The sequence below is a fragment of the Streptococcus sp. SM5 genome, from assembly GCF_027497975.1.
Genome location: NZ_JAJNSC010000028.1, coordinates 1 through 26829, shown reverse-complemented (window position 1 = coordinate 26829; position 26829 = coordinate 1). Strand labels below are relative to the sequence as shown.

The 26829-nt window shown below is 36.9% G+C and carries 28 protein-coding genes and 1 tRNA gene; all 29 read left to right on the top strand.

Annotated features, from left to right (window positions below; translation table 11 throughout):
• The first annotated feature begins 60 nt into the window (after window positions 1-60).
• The 29 genes from PAN07_RS15370 to PAN07_RS15230 all read left to right on the top strand — a co-directional run bounded on the left by PAN07_RS15370 (window position 61) and on the right by PAN07_RS15230 (window position 26822).
• A complete protein-coding gene (locus tag PAN07_RS15370; protein WP_269798269.1) occupies window positions 61-1506 on the top strand; it encodes an LCP family protein in 1446 nt (481 codons plus the stop codon).
• Window position 1507: 1 nt separating this feature from the next.
• A complete protein-coding gene (cps4B, locus tag PAN07_RS15365; RefSeq protein ID WP_269798268.1) occupies window positions 1508-2239 on the top strand; it encodes a capsular polysaccharide biosynthesis protein Cps4B in 732 nt (243 codons plus the stop codon).
• An 8-nt stretch (window positions 2240-2247) separates the two neighbouring features.
• A complete protein-coding gene (locus PAN07_RS15360) occupies window positions 2248-2940 on the top strand; it encodes a Wzz/FepE/Etk N-terminal domain-containing protein (RefSeq protein ID WP_269798267.1) in 693 nt (230 codons plus the stop codon).
• A 10-nt stretch (window positions 2941-2950) separates the two neighbouring features.
• Window positions 2951-3652, top strand: coding sequence for a tyrosine-protein kinase (locus PAN07_RS15355; RefSeq protein WP_269798266.1), 702 nt, complete (start codon window positions 2951-2953; stop codon window positions 3650-3652).
• Window positions 3653-3667: 15 nt separating this feature from the next.
• A complete protein-coding gene (locus PAN07_RS15350) occupies window positions 3668-5038 on the top strand; it encodes a sugar transferase (RefSeq protein WP_269798265.1) in 1371 nt (456 codons plus the stop codon).
• Window positions 5039-5042: 4 nt separating this feature from the next.
• Window positions 5043-5828 carry a LicD family protein gene (locus PAN07_RS15345; protein ID WP_269798264.1) on the top strand — a complete coding sequence of 262 codons (786 nt, stop codon included), beginning with the start codon at window positions 5043-5045 and terminating at the stop codon, window positions 5826-5828.
• 19 nt (window positions 5829-5847) lie between these two features.
• The gene (locus tag PAN07_RS15340) at window positions 5848-6570 is read left to right on the top strand and encodes a WecB/TagA/CpsF family glycosyltransferase (RefSeq protein WP_045613593.1); all 723 of its coding nucleotides are present in this window, start codon (window positions 5848-5850) and stop codon (window positions 6568-6570) included.
• Window positions 6545-7630: a glycosyltransferase family 4 protein gene (locus PAN07_RS15335; RefSeq protein ID WP_269798263.1), complete on the top strand. Its 1086-nt coding sequence runs from the start codon at window positions 6545-6547 to the stop codon at window positions 7628-7630. Before PAN07_RS15340 ends, PAN07_RS15335 begins: the two co-directional genes overlap by 26 nt.
• Entirely contained in the window at window positions 7627-8721 is a 1095-nt protein-coding gene (wecB, locus tag PAN07_RS15330; protein WP_269798262.1) for a UDP-N-acetylglucosamine 2-epimerase (non-hydrolyzing), read from the top strand. Before PAN07_RS15335 ends, wecB begins: the two co-directional genes overlap by 4 nt.
• Window positions 8721-9686 (top strand): glycosyltransferase family 2 protein, encoded by a 966-nt coding sequence (locus tag PAN07_RS15325; RefSeq protein WP_269798261.1) that lies wholly within the window; start codon window positions 8721-8723, stop codon window positions 9684-9686. The genes wecB and PAN07_RS15325 overlap by 1 nt, the downstream gene beginning before the upstream one ends.
• A 6-nt stretch (window positions 9687-9692) precedes the next feature.
• Window positions 9693-11108 (top strand): flippase, encoded by a 1416-nt coding sequence (locus PAN07_RS15320; protein ID WP_269798260.1) that lies wholly within the window; start codon window positions 9693-9695, stop codon window positions 11106-11108.
• A 216-nt stretch (window positions 11109-11324) separates the two neighbouring features.
• Window positions 11325-12473 (top strand): polysaccharide polymerase, encoded by a 1149-nt coding sequence (locus PAN07_RS15315; RefSeq protein ID WP_269798259.1) that lies wholly within the window; start codon window positions 11325-11327, stop codon window positions 12471-12473.
• 123 nt (window positions 12474-12596) lie between these two features.
• Window positions 12597-13694, top strand: a complete 1098-nt coding sequence (gene glf / locus PAN07_RS15310; protein ID WP_269798258.1) for a UDP-galactopyranose mutase — start codon at window positions 12597-12599, stop codon at window positions 13692-13694.
• A gap of 15 nt (window positions 13695-13709) precedes the next feature.
• Window positions 13710-14765, top strand: a complete 1056-nt coding sequence (locus PAN07_RS15305; RefSeq protein WP_269798257.1) for a galactofuranosyltransferase — start codon at window positions 13710-13712, stop codon at window positions 14763-14765.
• Window positions 14766-15157: 392 nt separating this feature from the next.
• Window positions 15158-16522, top strand: a complete 1365-nt coding sequence (gene ftsA / locus PAN07_RS15300; protein WP_269798256.1) for a cell division protein FtsA — start codon at window positions 15158-15160, stop codon at window positions 16520-16522.
• Between the two features lie 17 nt (window positions 16523-16539).
• Window positions 16540-17793: a cell division protein FtsZ gene (ftsZ, locus tag PAN07_RS15295; RefSeq protein ID WP_269798255.1), complete on the top strand. Its 1254-nt coding sequence runs from the start codon at window positions 16540-16542 to the stop codon at window positions 17791-17793.
• A 5-nt stretch (window positions 17794-17798) separates the two neighbouring features.
• The gene (locus PAN07_RS15290; RefSeq protein ID WP_269798254.1) at window positions 17799-18470 is read left to right on the top strand and encodes a YggS family pyridoxal phosphate-dependent enzyme; all 672 of its coding nucleotides are present in this window, start codon (window positions 17799-17801) and stop codon (window positions 18468-18470) included.
• A 9-nt stretch (window positions 18471-18479) separates the two neighbouring features.
• Window positions 18480-19022, top strand: a complete 543-nt coding sequence (locus PAN07_RS15285; protein WP_269798253.1) for a cell division protein SepF — start codon at window positions 18480-18482, stop codon at window positions 19020-19022.
• The gene (locus PAN07_RS15280; RefSeq protein WP_269798252.1) at window positions 19022-19282 is read left to right on the top strand and encodes a YggT family protein; all 261 of its coding nucleotides are present in this window, start codon (window positions 19022-19024) and stop codon (window positions 19280-19282) included. The genes PAN07_RS15285 and PAN07_RS15280 overlap by 1 nt, the downstream gene beginning before the upstream one ends.
• The gene (locus PAN07_RS15275; RefSeq protein WP_269798251.1) at window positions 19279-20064 is read left to right on the top strand and encodes an RNA-binding protein; all 786 of its coding nucleotides are present in this window, start codon (window positions 19279-19281) and stop codon (window positions 20062-20064) included. Before PAN07_RS15280 ends, PAN07_RS15275 begins: the two co-directional genes overlap by 4 nt.
• Window positions 20065-20071: 7 nt before the next feature.
• A complete protein-coding gene (locus PAN07_RS15270; RefSeq protein WP_269798250.1) occupies window positions 20072-20326 on the top strand; it encodes a DivIVA domain-containing protein in 255 nt (84 codons plus the stop codon).
• A 16-nt stretch (window positions 20327-20342) separates the two neighbouring features.
• Complete coding sequence (locus PAN07_RS15265) at window positions 20343-21119, top strand: DivIVA domain-containing protein (protein ID WP_269798249.1); 777 nt, start codon at window positions 20343-20345, stop codon at window positions 21117-21119.
• A 252-nt stretch (window positions 21120-21371) separates the two neighbouring features.
• Entirely contained in the window at window positions 21372-24164 is a 2793-nt protein-coding gene (gene ileS / locus PAN07_RS15260) for an isoleucine--tRNA ligase (RefSeq protein WP_269798248.1), read from the top strand.
• Between the two features lie 113 nt (window positions 24165-24277).
• Window positions 24278-24646 carry a hypothetical protein gene (locus PAN07_RS15255; RefSeq protein ID WP_269798247.1) on the top strand — a complete coding sequence of 123 codons (369 nt, stop codon included), beginning with the start codon at window positions 24278-24280 and terminating at the stop codon, window positions 24644-24646.
• A 167-nt stretch (window positions 24647-24813) separates the two neighbouring features.
• Window positions 24814-25506, top strand: a complete 693-nt coding sequence (locus PAN07_RS15250; RefSeq protein WP_269798246.1) for a phosphoglycerate mutase — start codon at window positions 24814-24816, stop codon at window positions 25504-25506.
• 142 nt (window positions 25507-25648) lie between these two features.
• Window positions 25649-25801, top strand: a complete 153-nt coding sequence (gene rpmG, locus PAN07_RS15245; RefSeq protein ID WP_075566063.1) for a 50S ribosomal protein L33 — start codon at window positions 25649-25651, stop codon at window positions 25799-25801.
• Between the two features lie 9 nt (window positions 25802-25810).
• Entirely contained in the window at window positions 25811-25987 is a 177-nt protein-coding gene (gene secE / locus PAN07_RS15240) for a preprotein translocase subunit SecE (RefSeq protein ID WP_269798245.1), read from the top strand.
• A gap of 29 nt (window positions 25988-26016) precedes the next feature.
• Window positions 26017-26553: a transcription termination/antitermination protein NusG gene (gene nusG, locus PAN07_RS15235; protein WP_269798244.1), complete on the top strand. Its 537-nt coding sequence runs from the start codon at window positions 26017-26019 to the stop codon at window positions 26551-26553.
• Window positions 26554-26750: 197 nt separating this feature from the next.
• A tRNA-Glu gene (locus PAN07_RS15230) sits at window positions 26751-26822 on the top strand.
• Window positions 26823-26829: the final 7 nt, after the last annotated feature.

The window sequence follows — 26829 nt, the reverse complement described above, 5'->3', positions numbered from 1 at the left end:
AATAGCCTTGAGGGCTAGTTTATGATATAATGAAGATAAAAAGTTATTTAGAGGTGAAACGTGAGTAAACGTTCAAAATTAAGTAAATCTGGTAAAGTTCAGCAGAGCTTCAACATTGGTTTCTTTGCAATCTATGTAGTTCTTGCTTGTTTTTTATTGTTTCTAGTATATCGTTATCATATTCTGGCTGTCAGTAACTTGAATATTATTCTGACAGCTGTTATTGTGCTGATTGCATTGGTGTTTTTAACTTTAATCATAAAGAAAAAAGCTAAGATTTTCACCATGATAAGTCTCATCATTTCAATTGCTTTAAGTTTAGCTGCTTTAGTTGGAGTCCAACAGTTTGTCAGCTTAGCAAATCAATTTAATGCTTCGTCTAATTATTCAAGTTATTCGATGAGTATAGCTGTTTTAGCAGATAGTGAGGTAGATGATATTTCTCAATTGACAAGCCTTGCAGCTCCTATGGCGACAGATGGAGAAAATATTCATAAACTTATAGATGATATCAAAGCAAGTCATAGTAAAGAACTGACTGTTGAGGAGGTTAGTTCTTATCAAGCGGCATATAAGAGCTTGCTTGCTGGCCAAACAAAAGCAATTGTCTTAAATGGTGTTTTTGAAAATCTGATTGAACAAGAAGATCCGGATTATGCTAAGAAAATTAAAAAGATTTATACTAAGGATCTAACAAAGACAGTTGCAGCTCCTAAAGTGGCAACAAATAATACTTTTAATGTCTATATTAGCGGGATTGATACCTATGGTCCTATAAGTTCCGTATCACGTTCAGATGTCAATATCATTATGACTGTCAATCAGGATACTAAGAAAATATTATTGACGACAACACCTCGTGATGCCTATGTGTCGATTGCTGATGGTGGGAATAATCAAAAAGATAAACTGACACATGCGGGGATTTATGGGGTGGATGCTTCTATCCATACCTTGGAAAACCTCTATGACATTGAATTGAATTATTATGCTCGTCTCAACTTCACTTCTTTCTTGAAATTGATAGATCTTCTGGGAGGTGTAGATGTCTACAACGACCAAGAATTCACGTCACGTCATGGCAATTATCATTTCCCAGTTGGAAATGTGCATCTAGACTCTGAGCAAGCTTTAGGCTTTGTTAGAGAGCGTTATTCGTTAGCAAATGGTGATGGCGATCGTGGTCGTAATCATCAAAAAGTGATTGCTGCTATTATTCAAAAATTGACCTCTGCAGAAGCCTTGAAAAATTATGATGCCATTATCCAAGGTCTACAGTCTTCGGTTCAAACCAATATGCCACCAGAAACTATGGTTGGGCTAGTCAATTCTCAACTAGCAAATGGCGGCAAATATACTGTTACAACTCAAGATTTAAAGGGAACTGGTCGTATGGATCTTCCTTCATATGCAATGCCAGATAGTGCCTTGTATATGTTAGAAGTGGATCAGAATAGTTTGGAAGCAAGTAAGACAGCTATTAAAGATATCATGGAAGGGAAATAAAATGATTGACATCCATTCACATATAGTTTTTGATGTCGATGATGGACCTAAAACTATAGAAGATAGTCGAGTATTGCTTGAAGAAGCATATGCACAAGGGGTTCGGACTATTGTTTCAACTTCTCATCGACGAAAGGGAATGTTTGAGACGCCAGAAGATAAAATTGCTGCTAATTTTAAGATCGTTCAGGAACTGTCTAAGGAAATAGCTCCTGACCTAACAATCTTATACGGTGCTGAAATCTATTTTACTAGCGACATCTTAGATAAATTAGAAAATCACATCATCCCTAAACTCAATGATACACGGTATGCCTTGATTGAATTTAGTATGAATACACCTTATCGTGAGATTCACAGCGCCTTGTCTAAGGTTCTCATGTTAGGCATAACGCCTGTGATTGCTCATATTGAACGCTACCACGCTTTGGAAAATGATGAAAAAAGAGTGAGAGAGCTTATCAATATGGGATGTTACACGCAAATTAATAGTTCGAGTATTCTAAAGCCAAAACTATTTGGCGATACCTATAAGTTTATGAAAAAACGAGCTCGCTATTTTTTAGATAGAGATCTAGTTCATATCGTGGCAAGTGACATGCATAATCTAGTTGATCGACGACCTTATATGAAGGAAGCCTACGAATTGGTTAGTAAAAAATATGGCCAAGAAAAAGCCCAAGAGCTTTTTACGACCAATCCTGCAAAAGTGATTGAAAATCAAATATTATAGGAGTTACAATGAAAGACAAAGATAAAATCGAAATTGATGTAGTACAAATGTTAAAAGTATTGTGGAAGCGTAAATTATTTATCGCTCTAGCAGCTATTGTTACTGGAGCTATTGCTTTTGCCTATAGTTCGTTTGTGGTTAAACCTGAATATACAAGTACTACACGTATCTACGTTGTTAATAGAAATCAAGCTGATAAACCTGGATTAACTAACCAAGATTTGCAAGCAGGTTCTTACTTGGTAAAAGACTACCGTGAGATTATCCTTTCTCAGGATGTATTAGAAAAAGTAGTGGCTGGGCAAGGATTAAATTTTGATGCGAAAGCTCTTGCTAGAAAAGTTCAAGTAACAGTTCCGGCAGATACACGTATTGTGTCAATTTCTGTACGTGACAGTAAACCTGAAGAAGCAAGCCGTATTGCAAATGCTCTTCGAGAAGTAGCTGCTGAAAAAATTATTTCTGTTACGAAAGTATCAGATGTAACGACCTTGGAAGAAGCTCGTCCTGCTGTATCACCATCTTCACCAAACATTCGTCGCAACACAATCTTGGGTGTAGGTGCAGGAGCAAGTGTTGTGATTCTATTGGCTCTATTAGTTGAACTATTGGATGATCGAGTGAAACGTCCAGAAGATATTGAAGAAGTAATGCATCTCTCACTTTTGGGAGTTATTCCAAATCTAGAGAAATTAAAGTAAGGGAGTAAACATGGCAAAGTTAGAATTATCAGAAAAACGCCAAGCGTTTGTAAAAAAAGCAGAAGAATACTACAACGCTCTACGCACAAATATTCAATTGAGTGGAGATAAGTTAAAGGTTATTGCAGTGTCCTCAGTTAGACCTGGAGAAGGAAAATCTACGACATCAACCAACATTGCCTGGGCTTTTGCGCGTGCTGGCTACAAAACACTCCTTATTGATGCAGATATTCGAAATTCTGTTATGTCTGGTGTTTTCATGTCTACTGAAAAAATCACTGGTTTGACAGACTACCTATCTGGTACAAAAGATTTGTCACATGGCTTGTGTGAGACGAATGTGGAGAATTTATTTGTTATCCAGTCTGGAGCTATTTCACCTAACCCGACAGCTCTTCTTCAAAGTGAAAAATTTGAAGTTATGATAGAAACACTTCGCAAGTATTTTGACTATATCATTGTAGATACAGCTCCGATTGGAGTCGTTATCGATGCTGCGATTATTGCTCAAAAATGCGATGCTTCTATTTTGGTAACAGAGGCTTCTGCTACGAAACGTAGAGAAGTTCAAAAAGCTAAGACACAATTAGAGCAAACAGGCGTACCCTTCTTGGGAGTAATTTTGAATAAATTCAATATCCATCTTGAAAAGTATGGTACTTATGGTACATATGGTGGATATGGGAATTACGGTGCCTACGGTAAAAAATAAGTTTAGGGAGGAAATATGGAAGGAAGGGGTTTCTATAACGTAACTCTAGCGTTTTTGCAGAGTATACTCGTTAGTGTATTAGCTTATATACTGATTTCTGTTACAGAAACAGAGATTGTTGCAAAAACTGTGTTTGTCCTTTATTTTCTTCATTTTGCAGCCTTCTATATTAGTGGCTATGGTAAGGATTTTTTCAAGCGAAGTCAGTCGGTTGAATTGATAGAGACAATAAAATACATCATATTTTTTGCGTTATTAATTAGTTTCTCTAGTTTTTTCCTTAAAGATCAATTTGTTATTTCTAGAAGAGGAATGATCTATTTCCTTTCTTTATACGGGATTCTAAATTATATTCTTAGTTTTGTTATAAAAAAATACTGGGTTCAATTTAATCATAATTTAAAAGGTAGCCGAAAGATTCTTTTGATTACAGCGACATCTCGGATTGAGAAGGTAATTGAACGTCTTTTGACAGCAAATGACGTGTCTGGGAAATTAGTAGCAGTCAGTGTCTTAGATAATCCAGATTTTAAACATGATAATGTTACTGTTGTTCCACCCAAAAATCTTATCAATTATGCAACTCATGAGGTAGTTGATGAAGTCTTTGTAAATCTACCTAGTGAGGATTATGATATTGGTAGCATTATCTCTCAATTTGAAACGATGGGAATTGATGTTACTGTTAATCTAAATGCCTTTGATAAGAATTTAGGTAGAAACAAACAAATCCATGAGATGGCTGGATTAAATGTAGTAACTTTTTCTACAAATCTCTACAAACCAAGCCACATAGTTGCCAAACGAATGATTGATATTTTAGGAGCAATTGTTGGACTGATCATCTGTGGATTGGTAAGTATAGTCCTTGTTCCAATGATTCGAAAAGATGGTGGACCAGCAATCTTCTCTCAAACCCGAGTCGGTAAAAATGGTCGCTATTTCACATTTTATAAATTCCGTTCCATGAGGGTAGATGCAGAAGAAATCAAGCAGCAATTGATGGATCAGAATACCATGCAAGGTGGTATGTTTAAAATGGATAATGATCCTCGAGTTACAGAAATTGGTCGCTTTATACGTAAAACTAGTATTGACGAGTTGCCACAGTTTTGGAACGTACTGATTGGGGATATGAGCCTAGTAGGAACTCGTCCTCCAACTGTGGACGAATATGAAAAGTATACTCCTGAGCAGAAACGTCGATTGAGTTTTAAACCAGGCATTACTGGGCTATGGCAAATTAGTGGTCGAAGTGGAATTACCAATTTTGACGATGTTGTCAAACTAGATGTAGCTTATATCGATGATTGGACAATTTGGAAAGATTTCGAAATTTTATTAAAAACAATAAAAGTAGTGCTGATGAGAGATGGAGCAAAATGATTCTATGAATAAAGTGAGAGAAATTCAATTAGGAGAGTTAACTCTTTTAGAAAGTTATATTGATCTTTGTAAAAGACATAATTTGCGTTATTACGCCTTAGGTGGGACATTACTAGGTGCCATTCGTCATAAAGGATTTATCCCATGGGATGATGATATGGATTTAGGAATGCCTAGAAAAGATTATGAAAAATTCTTGTCAATCTGTGAGAAAGAGCTTCCTGAAAGTGTTATTTTAAGACTTCACGACGATAATCTAGGTAATACTTCTATTATGGATACTTCAATCCAAATTCAATTTGGCAATGAATGGTGTAGTCCCTTTATTGATATCTTTCCCTTAGATGGTTACCCAGAAGACGGAATTCATTACTGGGTGCATACAAATAAAATAAAGTTCTATCGTGCCTTGTCTAAAATTTCTGTCATCGATCGCATACATGAGAGAGATAGAGGTTCATTCGAAAATGCGATTGTAAAAGTTTCAAAAACTTTGAAATTAAATAAACTTTTAAACACTTCAAAAATTAATAAAAAATTGCAAAGTATCATCAAACAATATGATTACGAGACTAGTACTATGGTCGGAAATGTCTTGGGTTCCTACCGAGAACGTGAACTCGCAAGAAAAGAAGTGTTCGGGGAACCGCAATTACTAGAATTTGAAAATTTACAAATAAGTTGTCATGCAAATCCCGATGAATATTTGACAAAAATATACGGTGATTACATGCAACTGCCAAAAGAAGCTGAGCGTAAGGGTCATTTTGAGTCTACGTGGGGAGATTAAATTGAATAGTTTTAATTTAATGGGGGTCAGAATTGACCCCTTAACAATGGACGAAACTGTCCAAGCTGTTGAAAAATTTGTTCTTGAGCAACGGCCACTCCATCTAATGGGGGTGAACGCAGACAAAATTAATCAATGTCAAACAGATGAATCTATTAAAAAGATAGTGAACGCTTCTGAGATTATTAATGCAGATGGAGCTTCAGTTGTTCTTGCTTCCCGCTTTTTGGGTTATCAAGTTCCTGAGAGAGTTGCTGGGATTGATTTGATGCAAAGATTGCTCTTGTTGGCCAATGAAAAGTCTTATTCGGTTTATTTTTTTGGTGCCAAGGAAGAAGTTTTAATAGACATGCTAGAAATCTTTAAGAAAGACTATCCAAATTTACGAGTCCTTGGATATCGTAATGGTTATTTTTCTGAAGAAGATGAGTACGGTATTCAAGAAGATATCCGAGAGAAAAATCCTGATTTTGTTTTTGTTGGGATTACCTCTCCCAAGAAAGAATACATCATTCAAAAATTTATGGATCAAGGTGTTAATTCTGTCTTTATGGGAGTGGGAGGAAGCTTTGATGTCCTTTCAGGACATATCAAGCGGGCACCTATATGGATGCAAAAGGCCAATCTGGAATGGTTGTTCCGTGTGGCCAATGAACCAAAACGCCTATTTAAGCGCTATTTTGTAGGAAATGCCACTTTTATTAAGAGAGTAGTACATGAAAAACGGAAAGCAAAAAAATAATATTCTGCACATTTCGCGGACTATGGATATCGGTGGGGCAGAACGCATTGTCTATCAGTTGGCGACAGACCTCAAGGATGAATTTGATCAGGTACATGTCGCGTCTACTGGTGGACTATGGGAAGATAAACTAGCAGAGAATGGGATTCAACACCATCGGATTCTAGACGTCGATAGCAAACAGCCAGCTACTGTGCTCAAGATTCTTGCTAGTCTCTCCAAAATCATCAAAGAAAACGAGATCATTCTTGTCCACACCCATCACCGGATGGCTGCTTTCTATATTCGTTTGTTGCAGATGCGCCATCCAAAATTGATCCATGTCTACACAGCCCATAATGTCTTTAAAGATAAACTGCCTCTATATGGATTTGCTTTAAAAAATGCTAAAAGTGTGGCAGTGGGAGAAGCAGTAAATAAAAACCTAAAAGAAGATGTAGGTATTACTGATAGCAGGGTTATTTATAATGGAGTTGTTTTAAAGGAAACGGATGACCAAGTCGATGAGATTATCAGTTATGGTGGGATTAAACTTGGTTGTGTTGCCAGGTTATCTGAACAAAAAGGCTTGACTTATCTTCTTGATGCTATTTCCTTACTGACTATTAAGGATATTCGATTATTTATCGTTGGTGATGGTGAGCTTAGAAATGAACTTGAGAATAAGGTTAAAGAGCTACATCTTCAAGATTCGGTAACTTTTTTAGGATATCGTAAGGATATTGTGGAATGTATCAATAGTTTTGATTTTTGTGTTTTACCTTCAGTATTTGAAGGATTTGGCTTAGTTGCCATTGAGGCATTTATGAATAGTAAAACCTTAGTTGCGACGGATATACCGGGATTAAACGAAGTTGTAACAAATAAAAATGGGATTCTAGTTCCGGCAAAAGACCCTGCTGCTCTGGCATCTGCTATTGATAAATTAGCTATGGATGCAACATTAAGACAGGAGCTTGCTAGCCAAGCAAAGAAAGACTATGAAAATAAATTTAGTTATCCTTTATTCTTGGAGAACTATAGGGAACTGTATAGAGAACTAAAGGGAGAATCAAAATGAAAAAAGTCATGTTGGTTTTTGGGACGCGCCCAGAGGCAATCAAAATGTGTCCTTTAGTAAATGAGTTGAAAAAAAATGACTCGATTAAGACACTTGTCTGCGTGACTGGACAACATAAGGAGATGCTTGAGCAAGTTTTGGATGTCTTTAAAGTCGTTCCTGATTATGATTTGGGGATTATGAAGGCGAATCAAACCCTATTTTCAATTACGACCAGTATTCTAGACAAAATTCAAGCGGTGCTTGAACAAGAAAAACCAGATATTGTACTTGTTCACGGAGATACGACGACAACTTTCGCAACGGCCTTGGCAGCCTTTTACATGGGAATAAAAGTTGGACACGTGGAAGCAGGTTTAAGAACCTACAATCTTCAAAGTCCATTCCCTGAGGAGTTCAACCGTCAGACTACTTCTATTATTGCAGATTATCATTTTGCTCCGACAGAAGTTGCAAAGGAAAATCTTCTAAAAGAGGGAAGAGGGAATATTTTTGTAACAGGGAATACCGTTATTGATGCCTTAAAGACAACTGTTCAGGATGATTATAATCACCCAATTTTAGAGTGGGCTAAGGATAGTAAGTTGATTATGTTGACAGCTCACAGACGTGAAAATCTTGGGCAACCAATGAAAAATATGTTTAATGCTGTTAATCGTATTTTAAATGAATTTGAAGATGTAAAAGTTGTTTACCCAATTCATAAAAATCCTAAAGTTCGTGAATTGGCAAGTAAAGTCTTTGGGGATAATGAACGCATGAAAATCATTGAACCTTTAGAAGTTATTGATTTCCATAATTTCATGAACCAAAGCTACATGATTTTGACAGATTCTGGTGGAGTTCAAGAAGAAGCTCCATCATTAGGGAAACCAGTTTTAGTCATGCGTGATACCACAGAACGTCCTGAAGGGATTGCGGCAGGAACTTTGAAATTGGTAGGAATAGAAGAAGAAAATATTTATAGGAATTTTAAGCTTCTTTTGGAAAATGAAGAGGAATACAACAAGATGAGTAAGGCAAGCAATCCTTATGGGAATGGAACAGCTTGTCAACAGATTGTAGAAGTTATCATGAAGGGATTAGTATAATGGGGAAAGTTTCGATTGTTGTTCCAGTATACAACGTTGAAGATTATTTGAAATATTGTGTTGATAGCTTAATTAATCAATCGTACAAGGATATTGAGATTATTTTGGTAGATGATGGCTCTACTGATGATTCTGGAAAAATATGTGATAAGTATGCCCAAGAAGATGACCGTATTAGAGTCTTGCATATTGAGAATGGAGGCCTTTCTAATGCTCGAAATACGGGTGTAAAGTTTGCTTCTGCTGAGTGGATAATTTTCATTGATTCTGATGATTACTATGATCGTAGAACTGTTGAGTATTTAGTGCAACTTCAAAAGAAGTATGATGTTGATCTTGTTGCAACTTCCGTCATCGAAGTTAGGGACTTCCAAAGTGAGGATTTTTTAGGTTCATTAACTAACATAGATTCTTTGAAATTAGATCGCTATACAGCTTTGAAAGAGATGTTTTATGGAAATATAGTTGGAACTCATCCAGGGGGAAAACTATACAAAAAAGAAATCTTGATGAAGTTTCCTTTTCCAGAGGGTATGATCTATGAAGATTTGGCTGTCTCTTTTGAGCATATCGGAGCATGCAATGAAATTGCCGTAGGATGCATCAATTTATACAAATATTATAGAAGACCTGGAAGTATTGTCAATTCTTCTTATAGTGATAAATTTTTAGACTTCTATAAGGCTATAGAGATGAATAGAGAATTTGTTCAGAGAGATTATCCTAATGATAAGGAAATGAAGAAAGCACTTACTGTACGTTATGTCTTTAAGGGGTTACATGTAGTACATGCTATGCTTAGTTCAAAGATGTATTCGGATGTCAATAAAATCAGAAAAGAATACACTAGTTACTTCAACGATATTATTCCTAATCCAAATATAACAGGAAAAAATAAAGTGAAATACCTGATGCTTTTGGTTTCTCCAAAACTGTATGAAAAAATTAGAGAGAAGATGGGTTAGGTAAGAATGAAGGTTTTAAAAAATTATGCATATAATCTTTCTTACCAGCTTTTAGTCATAATTCTTCCTATTATAACAACACCTTATGTAACTAGGGTATTTAGTTCAACTGATTTAGGTACTTATGGTTATTTCAATTCAATTGTTACCTACTTTATTTTATTGGCGACATTGGGAGTGGCCAATTATGGTACAAAAGAAATTTCAGGCCATCGTAAAGATATCCGAAAAAACTTTTGGGGCATATACACCTTGCAGTTTGGTGCGACCATTCTGTCGATATGCTTATACATTCTCTTATGTCTGTCCTTGTCATTTATGCAAAATCCCGTTGCATATATTTTGGGTTTGAGTCTGGTATCTAAAGGGATGGATATCTCCTGGTTATTTCAAGGGTTAGAGGATTTTCGCAAGATAACAGTTAGAAATATTACTGTTAAACTGGTCGGTGTCATTTCAATCTTCTTATTTGTAAAATCAGCAAATGATTTATATCTTTATGTGTTTTTGCTAACAATATTTGAATTATTGGGGCAGTTTAGTATGTGGTTGCCAGCCAGAGAATTTATCGGGAAACCACATTTTGATTGGCCCTATGCTAAACAACACTTGAAACCAGTTGTTCTCTTGTTTTTGCCGCAAATAGCTATTTCGCTATATGTTACTTTGGATCGTACTATGCTAGGGGCATTAGCCTCAACTAAAGACGTCGGAATTTATGACCAAGCCTTAAAATTGGTCAATATTTTGCTTACACTAGTGACTTCGTTAGGAAGTGTGATGCTTCCTCGTGTTGCCAATCTCCTATCGACTGGAGATCACAAGGCTGTAAACAAAATGCATCAGATGTCTTTCTTAATATACAATTTGGTCATTTTTCCTATAATAGCAGGGATGTTAATTGTTAATGATGATTTTGTGCAATTTTTCTTAGGACAGGATTTCCAAGATGCTAAATATGCGATAGCAATTATGATTTTTAGGATGTTCTTTATTGGATGGACAAATATTATGGGTATTCAAATCTTGATTCCACATAATAAAAATAAAGAATTTATGATTTCGACAACTATTCCAGCTATTGTGAGTGTCGGTTTAAATTTATTATTACTACCTAAATTAGGTTATATCGGAGCGGCCATTGTTTCTGTATTAACAGAAGCCTTGGTATGGGCAATTCAACTGTATTTTACAAGAAATTATTTAAAAGAAGTGCCTATTCTTGCTTCGACTTTTAAAATTATAGGAGCATCAGCTCTCATGTACGGTGGACTATTTGTAGTGAAAACTACAGTGAATTTTACGCCTGTTATAAATGTTATGGTATTTGCTGCAATAGGAGTGATACTTTACATTTCTCAAATACTATTCTTAAAAGTAATTAATCCAAGAGAGTTAAAACAGCAGTTATCGAATAAGTGAAATTATATGGAATAAATAAGAAATTTCAGTAGCTTATAGTCTTGTTGTAAAAAACTCTTGTTTAGATTAAATTCGCTTTGGTTGATTAAATAGTTAGGAAAGGGAGGATAGAAGAGTATAAGTGAACTAGAAGATTAAAGAAATAATATTTTTTCTCATACGATTCAATATTTCTTTTTCTTAGAATTCACCCTGTATGATTCTTTTTCAAAAAATATGATAAAAATTAAATTTGAAAACCTACTAGTCAGCATTGTTGTATCTGTAGTGGTATTTTTTAATACCATATCAACTACGATGCTGGATAGGACTTTTTTTCAAGTCAAAGTAAATTTCCTATTTTTGGTTGTATTGCTTTTAGGGCTTCGTTTTTTGTATAAAATGCGTGTCTCATACAAATATCTAATATTTTCTATTCTATTGTTGCTTTCGGGGGTTTTAGTGTATGTTCAAACGAATAGGCTTAATTTTCTAGTCTATTCGATGCTGCTAGTCCTCTTGGTTAATGTAGATATGAAAGTAGTTTTGAGGAACTATGTAGTTGTAGCTGGTATTCTCGTAGTTGGAGTTTTTCTTTTATCACTTGTTGGCATGGTTCCTAATCTACAATATAATCGTGCGGGTGTTATTCGAAATTCATTTGGATTTATTTATCCTACGGACTTTGCATCACATTGTTTTTATCTATTTTTAGCAATTTCCTATCTTCTAAAAGACAAATTTATATGGACTAGATCGCTGTTTGGTGTCTTGCTATCAGCTTTCATTATAAAATACTGTGATGCACGTTTAAATGCTTTGTCAATCTTGTTAGCGACAGTTATTTTCATTTATTTTTATTACAGCAATGGGAAAAAACTAAAGATTTTTGCCTTGCTACCATATTCAGCTGTTGTATTCGCATCAGTTGTTACCTATTTTTCATACAAGTTTTCATGGTCTAATCCATTTTTGGTATCGATAAATAAATTAATCACGGGAAGGCTAGCTCTAGGTAGGAATGCATTTGATACGTTTGGAGTGCATCTATTTGGGACAAGAAACGTTCAATTTATAGGTTCGGGTGGTAAAACAGAATCTGTAATAGGGTATAACTATGTAGATTCCTCTTATGTGCAGATGTTATTTACATATGGAATAGTGCCTGTAGTTCTATTGATAATAATTTATGTTGTCGCCTCAAGGAAACAGTATAAGGATGGTCAATATTTATTAGTTGCGATTTTATCATTGATTGCTTTTAACTGTATGATTGAAGCCTTCTGGTTTGTTCCTACATATAATATATTCATGTTTTTACTATTTACAACAAATACTTTTAGCAAAAAAGAATCAAATGATATTGTTGCTACAAATGAGACCTAGCTCTAGTACTAGATTTTAGTCGGGTCATGATATGATACCTTTCTAAAAAACAACTAACTTTTGCTGATCCTGAGTCGGCAATAATAAGAAATGTAAAGTTCATTAACGGAGTTTTAATTTAATATGTATGACTATTTAATTGTAGGTGCAGGTTTGTCTGGAGCAATCTTTGCACACGAAGCTACAAAACGTGGCAAAAAAGTAAAAGTGATTGACAAACGTGATCACATCGGTGGAAATATCTACTGTGAAAATGTTGAAGACATCAATGTTCACAAGTATGGTGCCCACATTTTCCATACTTCCAACAAAAAGGTTTGGGATTATGTTAATCAGTTTGCGGAGTTTAATAACTATATCAATTCACCGGTAGCTAACTATAAGGGAAGTCTTTACAATCTTCCGTTTAATATGAATACCTTCTATGCTATGTGGGGAACAAAGACTCCTCAAGAAGTCAAAGACAAGATTGCCGAGCAAACAGCTGATATGAAGGATGTTGAGCCGAAAAACTTGGAAGAGCAAGCTATCAAGTTGATTGGTCCAGATATCTATGAAAAGTTGATCAAGGGCTATACAGAAAAACAATGGGGACGTTCTGCAACAGACCTTCCACCCTTTATCATCAAGCGTCTCCCAGTGCGTTTGACCTTTGATAACAACTACTTTAATGACCGTTACCAAGGTATTCCAATCGGTGGATACAACGTCATCATTGAAAACATGCTTGGTGATGTGGAAGTAGAGCTTGGCGTTGATTTCTTTGCCAATCGTGAAGAGCTTGAAGCTTCAGCTGATAAAGTTGTCTTTACAGGAATGATTGATCAGTACTTTGATTACAAACATGGGGAATTGGAATACCGCAGTCTTCGTTTTGAACACGAAATCTTGGATGAGGAAAACCATCAAGGAAATGCCGTGGTCAACTACACAGAGCGTGAGATTCCTTATACTCGTATCATTGAACATAAGCATTTCGAGTATGGTACCCAACCTAAGACGGTTATCACGCGTGAATACCCAGCTGACTGGAAACGTGGGGATGAGCCATACTACCCAATCAACGATGAAAAGAACAACGCTATGTTTGCGAAGTATCAAGAAGAAGCGGATAAGAATGACAAGGTTATCTTCTGTGGACGCTTGGCAGACTATAAATACTACGACATGCACGTGGTCATTGAGCGTGCTTTGGAAGTTGTAGCAAATGAGTTTGATTGAAAGAAACAATAATCTATGAAATACTACTTAAAAGAAGAATTCCTGCATGATGTCAACGCAAAGAACGCGGGAAATAAAGCGCGCAATGACGTAGAAAGTATTGTGAAAGAAGAAGGCTATCACCCCTTGGTCTTGTCCGTCGACAATTGGTATCAAATGAGTACCCTTGCGGCTCAACGCCATAAGGCAAAGGCTTTTGGACAAGCCTTGGATCAACTAAAGCAAGGAGATGAGTTGTTGATCCAGTTTCCCATGCTCCACCATAGCTTTTTCTCCACCCATTTGGTCAAAAAAGCGCAAAAAAGAGGGATTAAAGTCTATCTTTTGATTCATGACCTAGAAGTGCTCCGCCATGCCAACATGACTTCACTGCCTTTAAAACACAGAATTCGGATGTACCTCCAAGAAGCAAGTTTTCTCAAAGCAGCTGATGGAATCATCGCCCACAACCCGGTTATGAAATCTGTTTTGGTGGATAAAGGAATTGCGGAAGATAAGATTGTTAGCCTTGGCATTTTTGACTATTTGATTCCTAATTTCCAAGAGAAGATCGGTCAAACAAAAGACCAGCCGATGATTGTGGCAGGTAATCTAGCACAAGAAAAAGCTGGTTACTTGTATAAATTGCCGGCAAATCCTGCCTATAACCTCTATGGTGTTGGTTTTGATGAGAGTAGAGCTTTAGAGAATGAAACTTACTTTGGTTCTTTTCTGCCTGACGAGCTTCCTGTAGCCCTTGAGGGTGGATTTGGACTCGTATGGGATGGGGATAGTGTTGAAACCTGTAGTGGTGTCTTTGGCGAGTACCTTCGCTACAACAACTCTCACAAGGCATCCCTTTACTTGGCATCTGGATTCCCGCTTGTAGTGTGGAAGCAGTCAGCTCTCTCTCATTTTGTTCTAGTGAAAGAGTGTGGTATCGCAGTCGAGTCACTACATGACTTGCCGCAAGTAATAGAGGAGTTAACTTTAGATGACTACCAGACTCTATTAGAAAACACCAAGCGTGTAGGAAAAGAGATTCGAGAAGGATATTATTTACGTACTGCATTAAAACAGTTGAAAATGTAAAAGAAGTTAGAAACCCTAGCTTCTTTTTTTATTGTTCTGTAATTAGTTTTTTTAAAACACATTTAAAAAAAACGAATGATTTCAAAAATGATAGCTAAAAGTTACGTGAAAAACGAAATCAAAAAACAGAATTCCATGACTAGAAAAACCGAACGTTCATCCAATTGATGATAATTTCACACATTTTAGTATTGTTTTTAATTTTAGTTTTATAATAAAGTTATTTTTTAAGAAATTTTTGCCTTTTTTTCTTCAAAAACATGCTATAAAATCATAAAAAATTAAGCACGAATATATTTTTTATGATATAATATTCTGTGAATAGCTATGCCTTCTTGTAGCTATTAAAAAAACAAAGTGTGAAACTTGGAAGATAGAGAGGATGCAGTGTAATGACTAGAAATGGTTTTTTTACAGGCTTAGATATTGGAACGAGCTCTATTAAAGTGTTAGTTGCAGAGCTTGTAGATGGTGAAGTAAATGTAATTGGCGTTAGTAACGCAAAAAGTAAAGGTGTCAAGGATGGAATTATCGTTGATATCGAGGCTGCAGCGGCAGCTATTAAATCTGCTATTTCTCAAGCAGAAGAGAAAGCAGGAATTTCTATCAAGTCTGTAAACGTTGGTCTTCCAGCGAACTTGTTGCAAGTTGAGCCAACGCAAGGAATGATTCCTGTAACATCAGACACAAAAGAAATTACAGATCAAGATGTTGAAAATGTAGTCAAATCAGCTTTGACAAAGAGTATGACACCAGATCGTGAAGTGATTACTTTTGTTCCAGAAGAGTTTGTTGTTGATGGCTTCCAAGGAATTCGTGATCCACGTGGAATGATGGGAGTACGCTTAGAAATGCGTGGGCTTTTATACACAGGTCCAAGAACCATTCTTCACAACCTTCGTAAAACTGTAGAACGTGTTGGAGTTCAAGTTGATAACGTGATTATTTCACCGCTTGCAATTGTCAACTCTGTTCTTAACGAAGGCGAACGTGAGTTTGGAGCGACTGTTATCGATATGGGTGGTGGCCAAACAAGTGTTGCAACTATTCGCAATCAAGAATTGCAGTACACTAATGTATACCAAGAAGGTGGAGAATACGTTACAAAAGACATTTCAAAAGTTCTAAAAACTTCTAAGAAAATTGCTGAAAGCTTGAAACTAAACTATGGTGAGGCTTATCCTCAGTTGGCAAGTAAAGAAACTTTCCAAGTTGAAGTTATCGGTGAAGTTGAACCAGTAGAAGTGAGCGAAGTTTACTTAGCTCAAATTATTTCAGCTAGATTGAAGCATGTCTTTGAACAAATCAAGCAAGATTTGGAAAGAAGACATTTGCTTGACTTGTCAGGTGGGATTTCCTTGATTGGCGGAAATGCTATTCTTCCTGGAATTGTTGAGCTGGCACAAGAAGTCTTTGGAGTACGTGTTAAACTTTACGTTCCAAATCAAGTTGGTATCCGCAACCCAGCATTTGCGCATGTAATCAGCTTATCAGAATTCGCTGGTAGCCTTACTGAAGTAAACGTACTAGCTCAACGTGCTATTAGAGGTGATGAAACATTACGTCATCAACCAATTGACTTTAGATCAAATCAACCAAAAGCAACTGCTTCTCAAAGCTCAGTTTTCGGATCAACTAGTGGTTCTGATGAACCTGTCTATACGACAGATGCATCACTCAACCAATCGGGAGAAAAACCGAAAGAGAAATTAACTGATCGTTTCCGTAGCTTGATTGGAAGCATGTTTGACGAATAAAGTAGAGGAAAAATAATATGACATTTTCATTTGATACAGCAGCAGCACAAGGTGCAGTAATTAAAGTTATCGGTGTTGGAGGCGGCGGTGGGAACGCCATAAACCGTATGGTTGAAGAAGGTGTTTCTGGTGTTGAGTTTATTGCAGCTAACACTGATGTACAAGCTTTAAGTAGTACAAAAGCTGAAACTGTAATTCAACTTGGCCCTAAATTAACTCGTGGACTTGGTGCAGGAGGTCAACCTGAGGTTGGTCGTAAAGCTGCTGAAGAAAGCGAAGAAGTTCTAACCGAAGCAATCAGTGGAGCTGATATGGTCTTCATCACTGCTGGTATGGGTGGTGGTTCTGGTACAGGTGCTGCACCAGTTATTGCTCGTATCGCTAAAGGTCTTGGTGCCTTGACTGTCGGTGTTGTGACACGTCCATTTGGTTTTGAAGGAAGTAAACGTGGCCAATATGCAGTGGAAGGTATTAACGAACTTCGTGAGCATGTTGATACACTGTTGATTATTTCAAATAACAACCTATTGGAAATCGTTGATAAGAAGACACCGCTTCTTGAAGCTTTGAGTGAAGCGGACAACGTTCTTCGTCAAGGTGTACAAGGGATTACAGATTTAATTACTCGCCCAGGATTGATTAACTTGGACTTTGCAGACGTTAAGACTGTAATGGCAAACAAAGGTAATGCCCTAATGGGAATTGGTATTGGTAGTGGTGAAGAGCGTGTTATCGAAGCGGCTCGTAAAGCTATCTACTCTCCACTCCTTGAAACTACAATCGATGGTGCAGAGGATGTTATCGTAAACGTGACTGGTGGTTTGGACTTGACCTTGACAGAAGCAGAAGAAGCTTCAGAAATTGTCAACCAAGCTGCAGGACACGGTGTAAATATCTGGCTCGGAACATCTATTGATGAAACAATGAAAGATGAAATTCGAGTAACTGTTGTCGCGACGGGTGTTCGTCAGGATGCTGTTGAAAAAGTTGTAGCTCCTAAGCCAAGACAAAATGCATACCGTGAACCAGTTAAAACTGGACGTACTCATACCTACGATCGTCACTTCGATTTAACTGAAACTCCAGAAGTTCCAGTTGGTACTTCTCGTACTCCTGAAGCACCTAAAGCATCTGCATTTGGTGATTGGGATTTAAGACGTGACACTATTGTTCGTCAGGGAGATTCTCTGGTATCACCAGTAGAGCGATTTGAAGCTCCTTCTTCTGATGAAGACGAGTTGGAAACTCCACCATTCTTTAAAAACCGATAATTCAAATGAATTTAAAAGAGAATACAAACCTTGTTTTTCAGCAAGTTACAGATGCAGTCCAAGAAGCCGGTCGTGAAGTCGACTCGGTTTCTGTCATTGCTGTAACTAAATATGTCGACGGATCAACTGCTTCACAATTGGTTGATCAAGGGGTGAGACATATAGGAGAAAATCGTGTTGATAAATTCCTTGAAAAATTTCATGCCTTAAGCGATAGAAATATAACCTGGCATTTAATAGGAAGTTTGCAACGACGAAAAGTCAAGGATGTGATTGCCTACGTTGATTATTTCCATGCTTTAGACTCTTTAAAATTAGCAGAAGAAATACAAAAGCGTACAAATCGCAAGATTAAGTGTTTTTTACAAGTAAATATCTCTGGTGAAGAAACTAAGCATGGTTTTTCAAAAGAGGAGTTAATGAATCTGTTGCCGGATTTAGCAAAGTTAGATAAGATTGAATATGTTGGTCTTATGACAATGGCTCCTTTTGAAGCTGAAACTGAAGAGTTACAATCAATTTTTAGAGAAACACAAGAGTTACAAAAAGAAATTCAACAAAAACTAATCCCCAATATGCCAATGTCAGAACTAAGTATGGGAATGAGTCGTGATTATAAAGAAGCGATTCAATTTGGTTCAACTTTTGTTCGTATAGGTACATCATTTTTTAAGTAGGAAAAAACCATGTCACTAAAAGATAAATTTGATAGATTTATAGATTATTTTACTGAAGATGGAGAAAATATTTCTGATGAAGTAGTAACTGCGTCATCAGAGCGTTCATTGTCAGCAGTTCCACCAAGAAAGGAATTGCCACAACAGACTCAAGTTTCTTCAGAATCTGATGCCAAGGAAAAAAATATTAGACGCCTTCATGCACGTCAACAAGAATTAGCAGTTGAAAGTCATCGTAGTACTGAAAAAGTGACAATTGATGTCCGTTATCCTCGTCGATATGAAGATGCAACAGATATTGTTGATTTGTTGGCAGGAAATGAAAGTATTTTAATTGATTTCCAATATATGACTGAAGTTCAAGCTCGCCGTTGTTTAGATTATTTGGACGGAGCTCGTCATGTTCTAGCTGGTGAACTTAGAAAAGTTGCAAATACAATGTATCTTTTAACTCCAGTTGGTGTTGTGGTTAATATTGAAGATATTCGTTTACCAGAGGAATCTCAAACTGAAGATTATGACTTTGATATGAAGAGAAATAGAGTACGCTAATGTTTCTAATTGCTCGATTTATACAAAATGCTACAGATATCTATTCACTGATACTTGTAGCTTTTGCTCTATTATCATGGTTTCCTAATGCCTACAATACACAATTAGGCCGGTTTTTGGAAACTTTAACGAAACCAATTCTTCAACCATTAAGACGTCTTCCCCTACAATTTGCTGGACTTGATTTTACTGTATGGATTGCAGTTATTTTACTCCGTTACATCAGTCGTTACCTAATTAATATTCTATTGATGATATGAGCAAGGATATTTACCAACATTTTGCAGTCGAAGATATACCCTTTATTGATAAAGGATTGGAATGGATAAACCAGGTAGAAGAGCAATATGCTCCCGTGTTAACTTATTTTTTAAATCCGCATCAAGTTTTCATTCTTAAAACATTGGGTGGGAATGCAGGTATTCGAGTCTATAGTAGTGAGGATTTTGTTCCTTCTGAATATGCAAGGGTTATTCTTGCTCCAAATTATTTCATCCCCACTCTTTTAGATTTTGAAATGACCTTATTAGAAATTGTTTACCCAAATAAATTTTCACAATTAACACATGCTAAAATTTTAGGAACAGTACTTAATCGCTTAGGTATTGAGCGTAAATTGTTCGGTGATATTTTAGTAACCGATCAAAGAGCGCAAATCGTTGTTAATCGTAATTTTAAAAATTTGTTTGAGGACGGTATACAAAAAGTATCAAAAATCCCAGTTTCCTTAGAAGAGCGTTCTTTTTCAGAGAAAGTTGTTCCAAGAGAAAACTACCAGGAAAAGGATGTGTTAGTTCCGAGCATGCGCTTGGATGCCTTTCTATCCAATGTTTTGAAACTTTCTCGTTCGCAAGCCAATGCTCTCATTGATAAGAAACTTGTTCAAGTAAATTATCACGAAGTTGAAAAAACGGATTTCCAACTTAAACTTGGTGATTTAGTAAGTGTCAGACGTTTTGGTAGAATCAGTATTCTTCGTGAAAATGGTCAGACAAAAAAAGATAAGATAAAATTAACAGTGCAGTTACTATTAAGTAAGTGAGAAAAATATGTCGATTACACCACAAGAAATTATTGATAAAGCTTTTTCGATTAAATTCAGAGGGTATAATAAGGAAGAAGTGGACGAATTTTTAGATAAAATTTATTTTGACTATGAAGAATTAGTCCGCTACAAGGATGAGACTGAAATCTATGTCAAAAAACTAGAAGAACGTCTTTCCAATTATACGAATGATATTCCTAAGAGAACAGTAACAAACGACCAAGAACCAGAAACAATTAATGATTCTATTTTTTATTAAATAAGTGAGGAAAATTATGCCAATTACATCATTAGAAATTAAGGATAAAACCTTCGGATTGCAGTTTAGAGGATTTAATCGCGATGAAGTTGATGAATTCTTAGACATTGTTGTTCGTGATTATGAAGCACTTGTGCGAAGCAATCATGAAAAAGAACAACACATTAAAAACTTAGAAGAACGTTTGTCATATTTTGATGAGATTAAAGATTCGTTGAGTCAGTCTGTTCTGATTGCTCAAGATACAGCTGAACGTGTAAAACAGGCAGCAAATGAGCGATCAAATAATATTGTTCATCAAGCTGAGCAAGATGCACAACGTCTGTTAGATGAAGCTAAATATAAAGCTAATGAAATCTTGCGTCAAGCTACAGACAATGCTAAGAAGGTTGCCGTTGAAACAGAAGAGTTGAAGAACAAGAGTCGTGTCTTCCACCAACGCTTGAAATCAACAATCGAAAGTCAATTAGCTATTGTTGACTCATCAGATTGGGAAGAAATTTTGCGTCCGACTGCAACATATTTGCAAACTAGTGATGAAGCCTTCAAGGAAGTCGTCGAAGAGGTTCTAGGTGAAGATGTATCTTCATACCAGGAAGAAGAACCGATTGACATGACTCGCCAATTCTCCCCAGAAGAGGTGGCAGAACTTCAAGCACGTATTGAGGCTGCAAATAAAGAATTACTAGAATCAGAAGCGAAAGAATCTGTTGAAGGAGAGCGTGAATCTGATGCCGAATCTCATTCTGATTCAGATCGTGAAGCTCAAAAAGAGTCTGTTCAAATTTTATAAGAATCTCATTCGAGAACAAGAATTTATCAATCACATTTCTAGCGAGTAGGAGATGGTGAAAGTCCTACAATCCCTGTTGGTAAATTTATCCTCTCTTAGTATCAAGTCTGAAATGAGTAAGATTTGACGTTGCCCACGTTACGGGAAAAGAGGGAAAAGGACTGAGTCTTTTTCCGAATAAAGGTGGTACCACGATTTTCGTCCTTTTTGCGAATCGTGGTTTTTAATTTGTCTATATATAAAGGAGATACAATGAAACTCAAAGAAACTTTAAATCTAGGAAAAACTGAATTTCCAATGCGTGCCGGGCTTCCAACTAAAGAGCCAGTTTGGCAAAAAGAGTGGGAAGAAGCAAAACTTTATCAACGTCGTCAAGAGTTAAATGAAGGAAAACCACATTTCACGCTTCATGATGGCCCTCCATACGCTAACGGGAATATTCACGTTGGACATGCCATGAACAAGATTTCTAAAGATATCATTGTTCGTTCAAAATCGATGTCAGGATTTTACGCACCATACATTCCAGGTTGGGACACACACGGTCTGCCAATCGAGCAAGTTTTGGCAAAACAAGGTGTTAAACGCAAAGAGATGGACTTGGTTGAGTACTTGAAACTTTGTCGTGACTATGCCCTCTCTCAAGTAGATAAACAACGCGAAGATTTCAAGCGCTTGGGTGTTTCTGGTGACTGGGAAAATCCATATGTAACCTTGACGCCAGACTATGAAGCAGCGCAAATCCGTGTCTTTGGTGAAATGGCTAACAAGGGCTACATCTACCGTGGAGCTAAGCCAGTTTACTGGTCATGGTCATCTGAGTCGGCTCTTGCTGAAGCGGAAATTGAATACCATGACTTGGTTTCAACTTCTCTTTACTATGCCAATAAGGTCAAAGATGGCAAAGGTGTTCTAGACACTGATACTTATATCGTCGTTTGGACAACAACTCCATTCACCATCACGGCTTCTCGTGGTTTGACTGTTGGTGCAGATATTGATTACGTCTTGGTGCAACCAGCTGGCGAAACTCGTAAATTTGTAGTTGCTTCAGAATTGCTGAACAGCCTGTCTGAAAAATTTGGTTGGGCGGATGTTCAAGTGTTTGCTACCTACCGTGGTTCAGAATTGAACCACATCGTGACAGAACACCCATGGGATACAGCAGTAGATGAACTCGTTATACTTGGTGACCACGTTACAACAGATTCTGGTACAGGTATCGTCCATACAGCCCCTGGTTTTGGTGAGGATGACTACAATGTCGGTGTTGCCAATGGTCTCGAAGTTGCTGTAACTGTCAACGAACGTGGTATCATGATGGCCAATGCTGGTGCAGAGTTTGAAGGTCAATTCTACGACAAGGTTGTTCCAACAGTTATTGAAAAACTAGGTAGCCTCCTTCTTGCTCAAGAAGAAATCTCTCACTCCTACCCATTTGACTGGCGTACGAAAAAACCAATTATCTGGCGTGCAGTACCACAATGGTTTGCTTCTGTATCTAAATTCCGCCAAGAAATCTTGGATGAAATTGAAAAAGTCAAGTTCCACTCAGAGTGGGGGAAAGTCCGTCTGTACAACATGATCCGTGACCGTGGCGACTGGGTTATCTCTCGTCAACGTGCTTGGGGAGTTCCTCTTCCAATCTTCTACGCAGAAGATGGCACACCAATCATGACAGCTGAAACCATCGAACATGTGGCTCAACTCTTTGAAGAACATGGTTCCATCATCTGGTGGGAACGTGATGCCAAAGATCTCTTGCCAGAAGGATTTACACATCCAGGTTCTCCAAATGGTTTGTTCAAGAAAGAAACGGATATCATGGATGTATGGTTCGACTCAGGTTCATCATGGAATGGGGTTGTAGTGAACCGTCCAGAGCTCAAATACCCAGCTGACCTCTATTTAGAAGGTTCAGACCAATACCGTGGCTGGTTCAACTCATCACTCATCACATCTGTTGCCAACCATGGTGTCGCACCATACAAACAAATCTTGTCACAAGGTTTTGCCCTTGACGGTAAAGGTGAAAAGATGTCTAAATCTCTTGGGAACACCATTGCTCCAAGCGATGTTGAAAAACAATTTGGTGCGGAAATCTTGCGTCTCTGGGTAACCAGTGTTGACTCAAGCAACGATGTGCGTATCTCTATGGATATCTTAAGCCAAGTTTCTGAAACTTACCGTAAGATTCGTAACACGCTTCGTTTCTTGATTGCTAATACTTCTGACTTTAATCCAGCTGAGGATACAGTTGCTTACGAAGAGCTTCGTTCAGTGGACAAGTACATGACCATTCGCTTTAACCAGCTTGTCAAGACCATTCGTGATTCTTATGCTGACTTTGAATTCTTGACAATCTATAAAGCACTTGTTAACTTTATCAACGTTGATTTATCTGCCTTCTACCTCGACTTCGCTAAAGATGTTGTCTACATTGAAGGAGCTAAGTCACTTGAACGCCGTCAAATGCAAACGGTCTTCTATGATATCCTTGTAAAAATCACTAAACTCTTGACACCGATCCTTCCTCACACAGCAGAGGAAATCTGGTCATACCTAGAGTTTGAAGCTGAAGACTTTGTTCAATTATCAGAATTGCCAGAAGCTCAAACATTTGCTAATCAAGTAGAAATCTTGGACACTTGGGCAGCCTTTATGGACTTCCGTGGACAAGCTCAAAAAGCCTTGGAAGAAGCTCGTAATGCTAAAGTAATCGGTAAATCACTTGAAGCTCACTTGACGGTTTATCCAAACGAAGTAGTGAAGACTCTTCTTGGTGCAGTAGATAGCAATGTCGCTCAACTATTGATTGTTTCTGACTTAACAATTGCAGAAGGACCAGCTCCAGAAACTGCTGTAAGCTTTGAAGATGTAGCCTTTACAGTTGAACGTGCAACTGGTGAGGTTTGTGACCGTTGCCGTCGTATCGATCCAAGTACTGCAGAACGTAGCTACAACGCGTTTATCTGTGATCACTGTGCAGGTGTCGTGGAAGAAAACTTTGCCCAAGCTGTTACAGAGGGTTTTGAATCTAAATAAGACTATTTAAAAATACAGGTTCGTCCTGTATTTTTTGATTTCTCTAAAAAATTTCTAAATGTACAGTAAAATTATGGTATAATAATGTGTATTTAATTGAAAAGGAGACTTTTATGAAAACAAAAACTCTAGCTCAAATCGATGGAATTATTGGCTTGATCACAGGTATTATTTTGGCAATTTTGCCATTTGTGATTGTGATGATTGCTGGTATATCTGAAGATGAAGATGCTGCTGCTGTCATTGTTGGAATGATGTTTATTGCCTTTGCTTTGGTAAAAATTGCAATACTAATTTTAGGGATTTTAACTCTGGTCTATTACAAAGATGACAAACGAATTTCGCTTGCGCCATCTATTTTGTTTATCGTAGGAGCAGTGGTATCATTGATTCCGTTTTTAGGATGGATTGGCGGTATTGTTATTATTATTGGTGCTGCACTATACCTATCAAGTTTAAAACAATTTCAAATTCAAGAATAGATTTACATAGAAAGAAGGACTTAATAACTCCTTCTTTTTTAATACTTGAAAACAATTTTGTGAAAAAATACACTTTTTCACTGTCCAGACTGGATTTTTCATGAAAAATCTAGTAGAATGGAATAGAAAAACGAGGGTGCCCTCGGAAAATAAAAGGAGAATCCATAATGGTAAAATTGGTTTTCGCTCGCCATGGTGAGTCTGAATGGAATAAAGCTAACCTATTCACTGGTTGGGCTGATGTTGATTTGTCTGAAAAAGGAACACAACAAGCGATTGACGCTGGTAAATTGATTAAAGAAGCTGGTATCGAATTTGACCAAGCTTATACTTCAGTGTTGAAACGTGCGATTAAAACGACTAACTTAGCTCTTGAAGCAGCTGACCAATTGTGGGTTCCAGTTGAAAAATCATGGCGCTTGAATGAACGTCACTACGGTGGTTTGACTGGTAAAAACAAAGCAGAAGCAGCTGAACAATTCGGTGATGAGCAAGTTCACATCTGGCGTCGTTCATACGATGTATTACCTCCAAACATGGATCGTGATGATGAGTACTCAGCTCATAAAGACCGTCGTTACGCTTCACTTGATGACTCAGTAATTCCAGATGCTGAAAACTTGAAAGTGACTTTGGAACGTGCCCTTCCATTCTGGGAAGATAAAATTGCTCCAGCACTTAAAGACGGTAAGAATGTATTCGTAGGAGCACACGGTAACTCTATTCGTGCCCTTGTAAAACACATTAAAGGTTTGTCAGATGACGAAATCATGGATGTGGAAATTCCAAACTTCCCACCATTGGTATTCGAATTCGATGAAAAATTGAATGTAGTTGCTGAATACTATCTTGGAAAATAAGCTAAGTTAAGCAGATTCAAGCCTAGGATATTTCCTAGGTTTTTTAATATATAATATTCTCAAAAGGTTAAAAACAATGTATGATGCAATTTAACTTGTCAAAGGCCATCTTTCTTGTTATAATAGTTAGGATGGAGGCACTATGGCACTAAAAAAAGCAAGTCTAGCCTGTGAGGTTTGTGGTTCAAGGAATTATTCAATCAAAATTAGTGGAACTCCAAAACCAACACGCTTAGAAGTAAATAAATTTTGTAAACATTGTGGCAAGTACACTATACATAAAGAAACGAGATAGGAGAATAGAATGAGTTTTATTAAGGATATTTTTACACTTCTTAAAGAAACAACTTGGCCAACCCGCAAAGCAAGTTGGTTAGATTTTAAATCAATTATTGAATATACAGCCTTTTTTGTAATCATCATTTATATTTTTGACCAATTGATTGTTAATGGCTTGATTCGCTTCATCAATATTTTCTAAATTGAAACATAGTTAAGAAAGGAAATATAATGGATTCTTTTGATAAAGGATGGTTTGTCCTACAAACATATTCTGGTTATGAAAATAAAGTAAAAGAAAATCTCTTGCAACGTGCACAAACTTACAATATGTTAGATAACATTTTGCGCGTTGAAATCCCAACTCAAACAGTTCAGATTGAAAAGAATGGAAAGAAAAAAGAAGTTGAAGAGAACCGCTTTCCAGGATATGTTCTTGTTGAAATGGTAATGACAGATGAAGCATGGTTTGTTGTTCGTAACACTCCAAATGTTACTGGATTTGTGGGCTCACACGGAAATAGATCTAAACCAACTCCGCTTTTGGAACAAGAAATTCGTGATATCCTAATTTCAATGGGGCAAACGGTCCAAGAATTTGATATCGATGTTGAAGTTGGTCAAACAGTGCGCATTATTGATGGTGCATTTACAGATTACACCGGTAAAATCACTGAAATTGATAACAATAAAGTGAAAATGATTATTTCAATGTTCGGTAATGATACAATTGCTGAAGTGAATTTAAATCAAATTGCTGTCTTGTAATTTCTTTAATAGTATATAAAATAATTAGTTCATATTTCAATCAGCCACATCATAAAAGCTGTCTGAAATATGTAATACAATGGAACTAGATTATTTTAACTAAAGAACTAACCCTAACATAAAAAATTTAAAAAGTTTAGTTAAACCTGTTGACAAGGCAAAAAAAGTAGGTATAATAGAAAGAGTCAAAAAGCTCGGGTCCGTTGGTCAAGGGGTTAAGACACCGCCTTTTCACGGCGGTAACACGGGTTCGAATCCCGTACGGACTATGAGTGT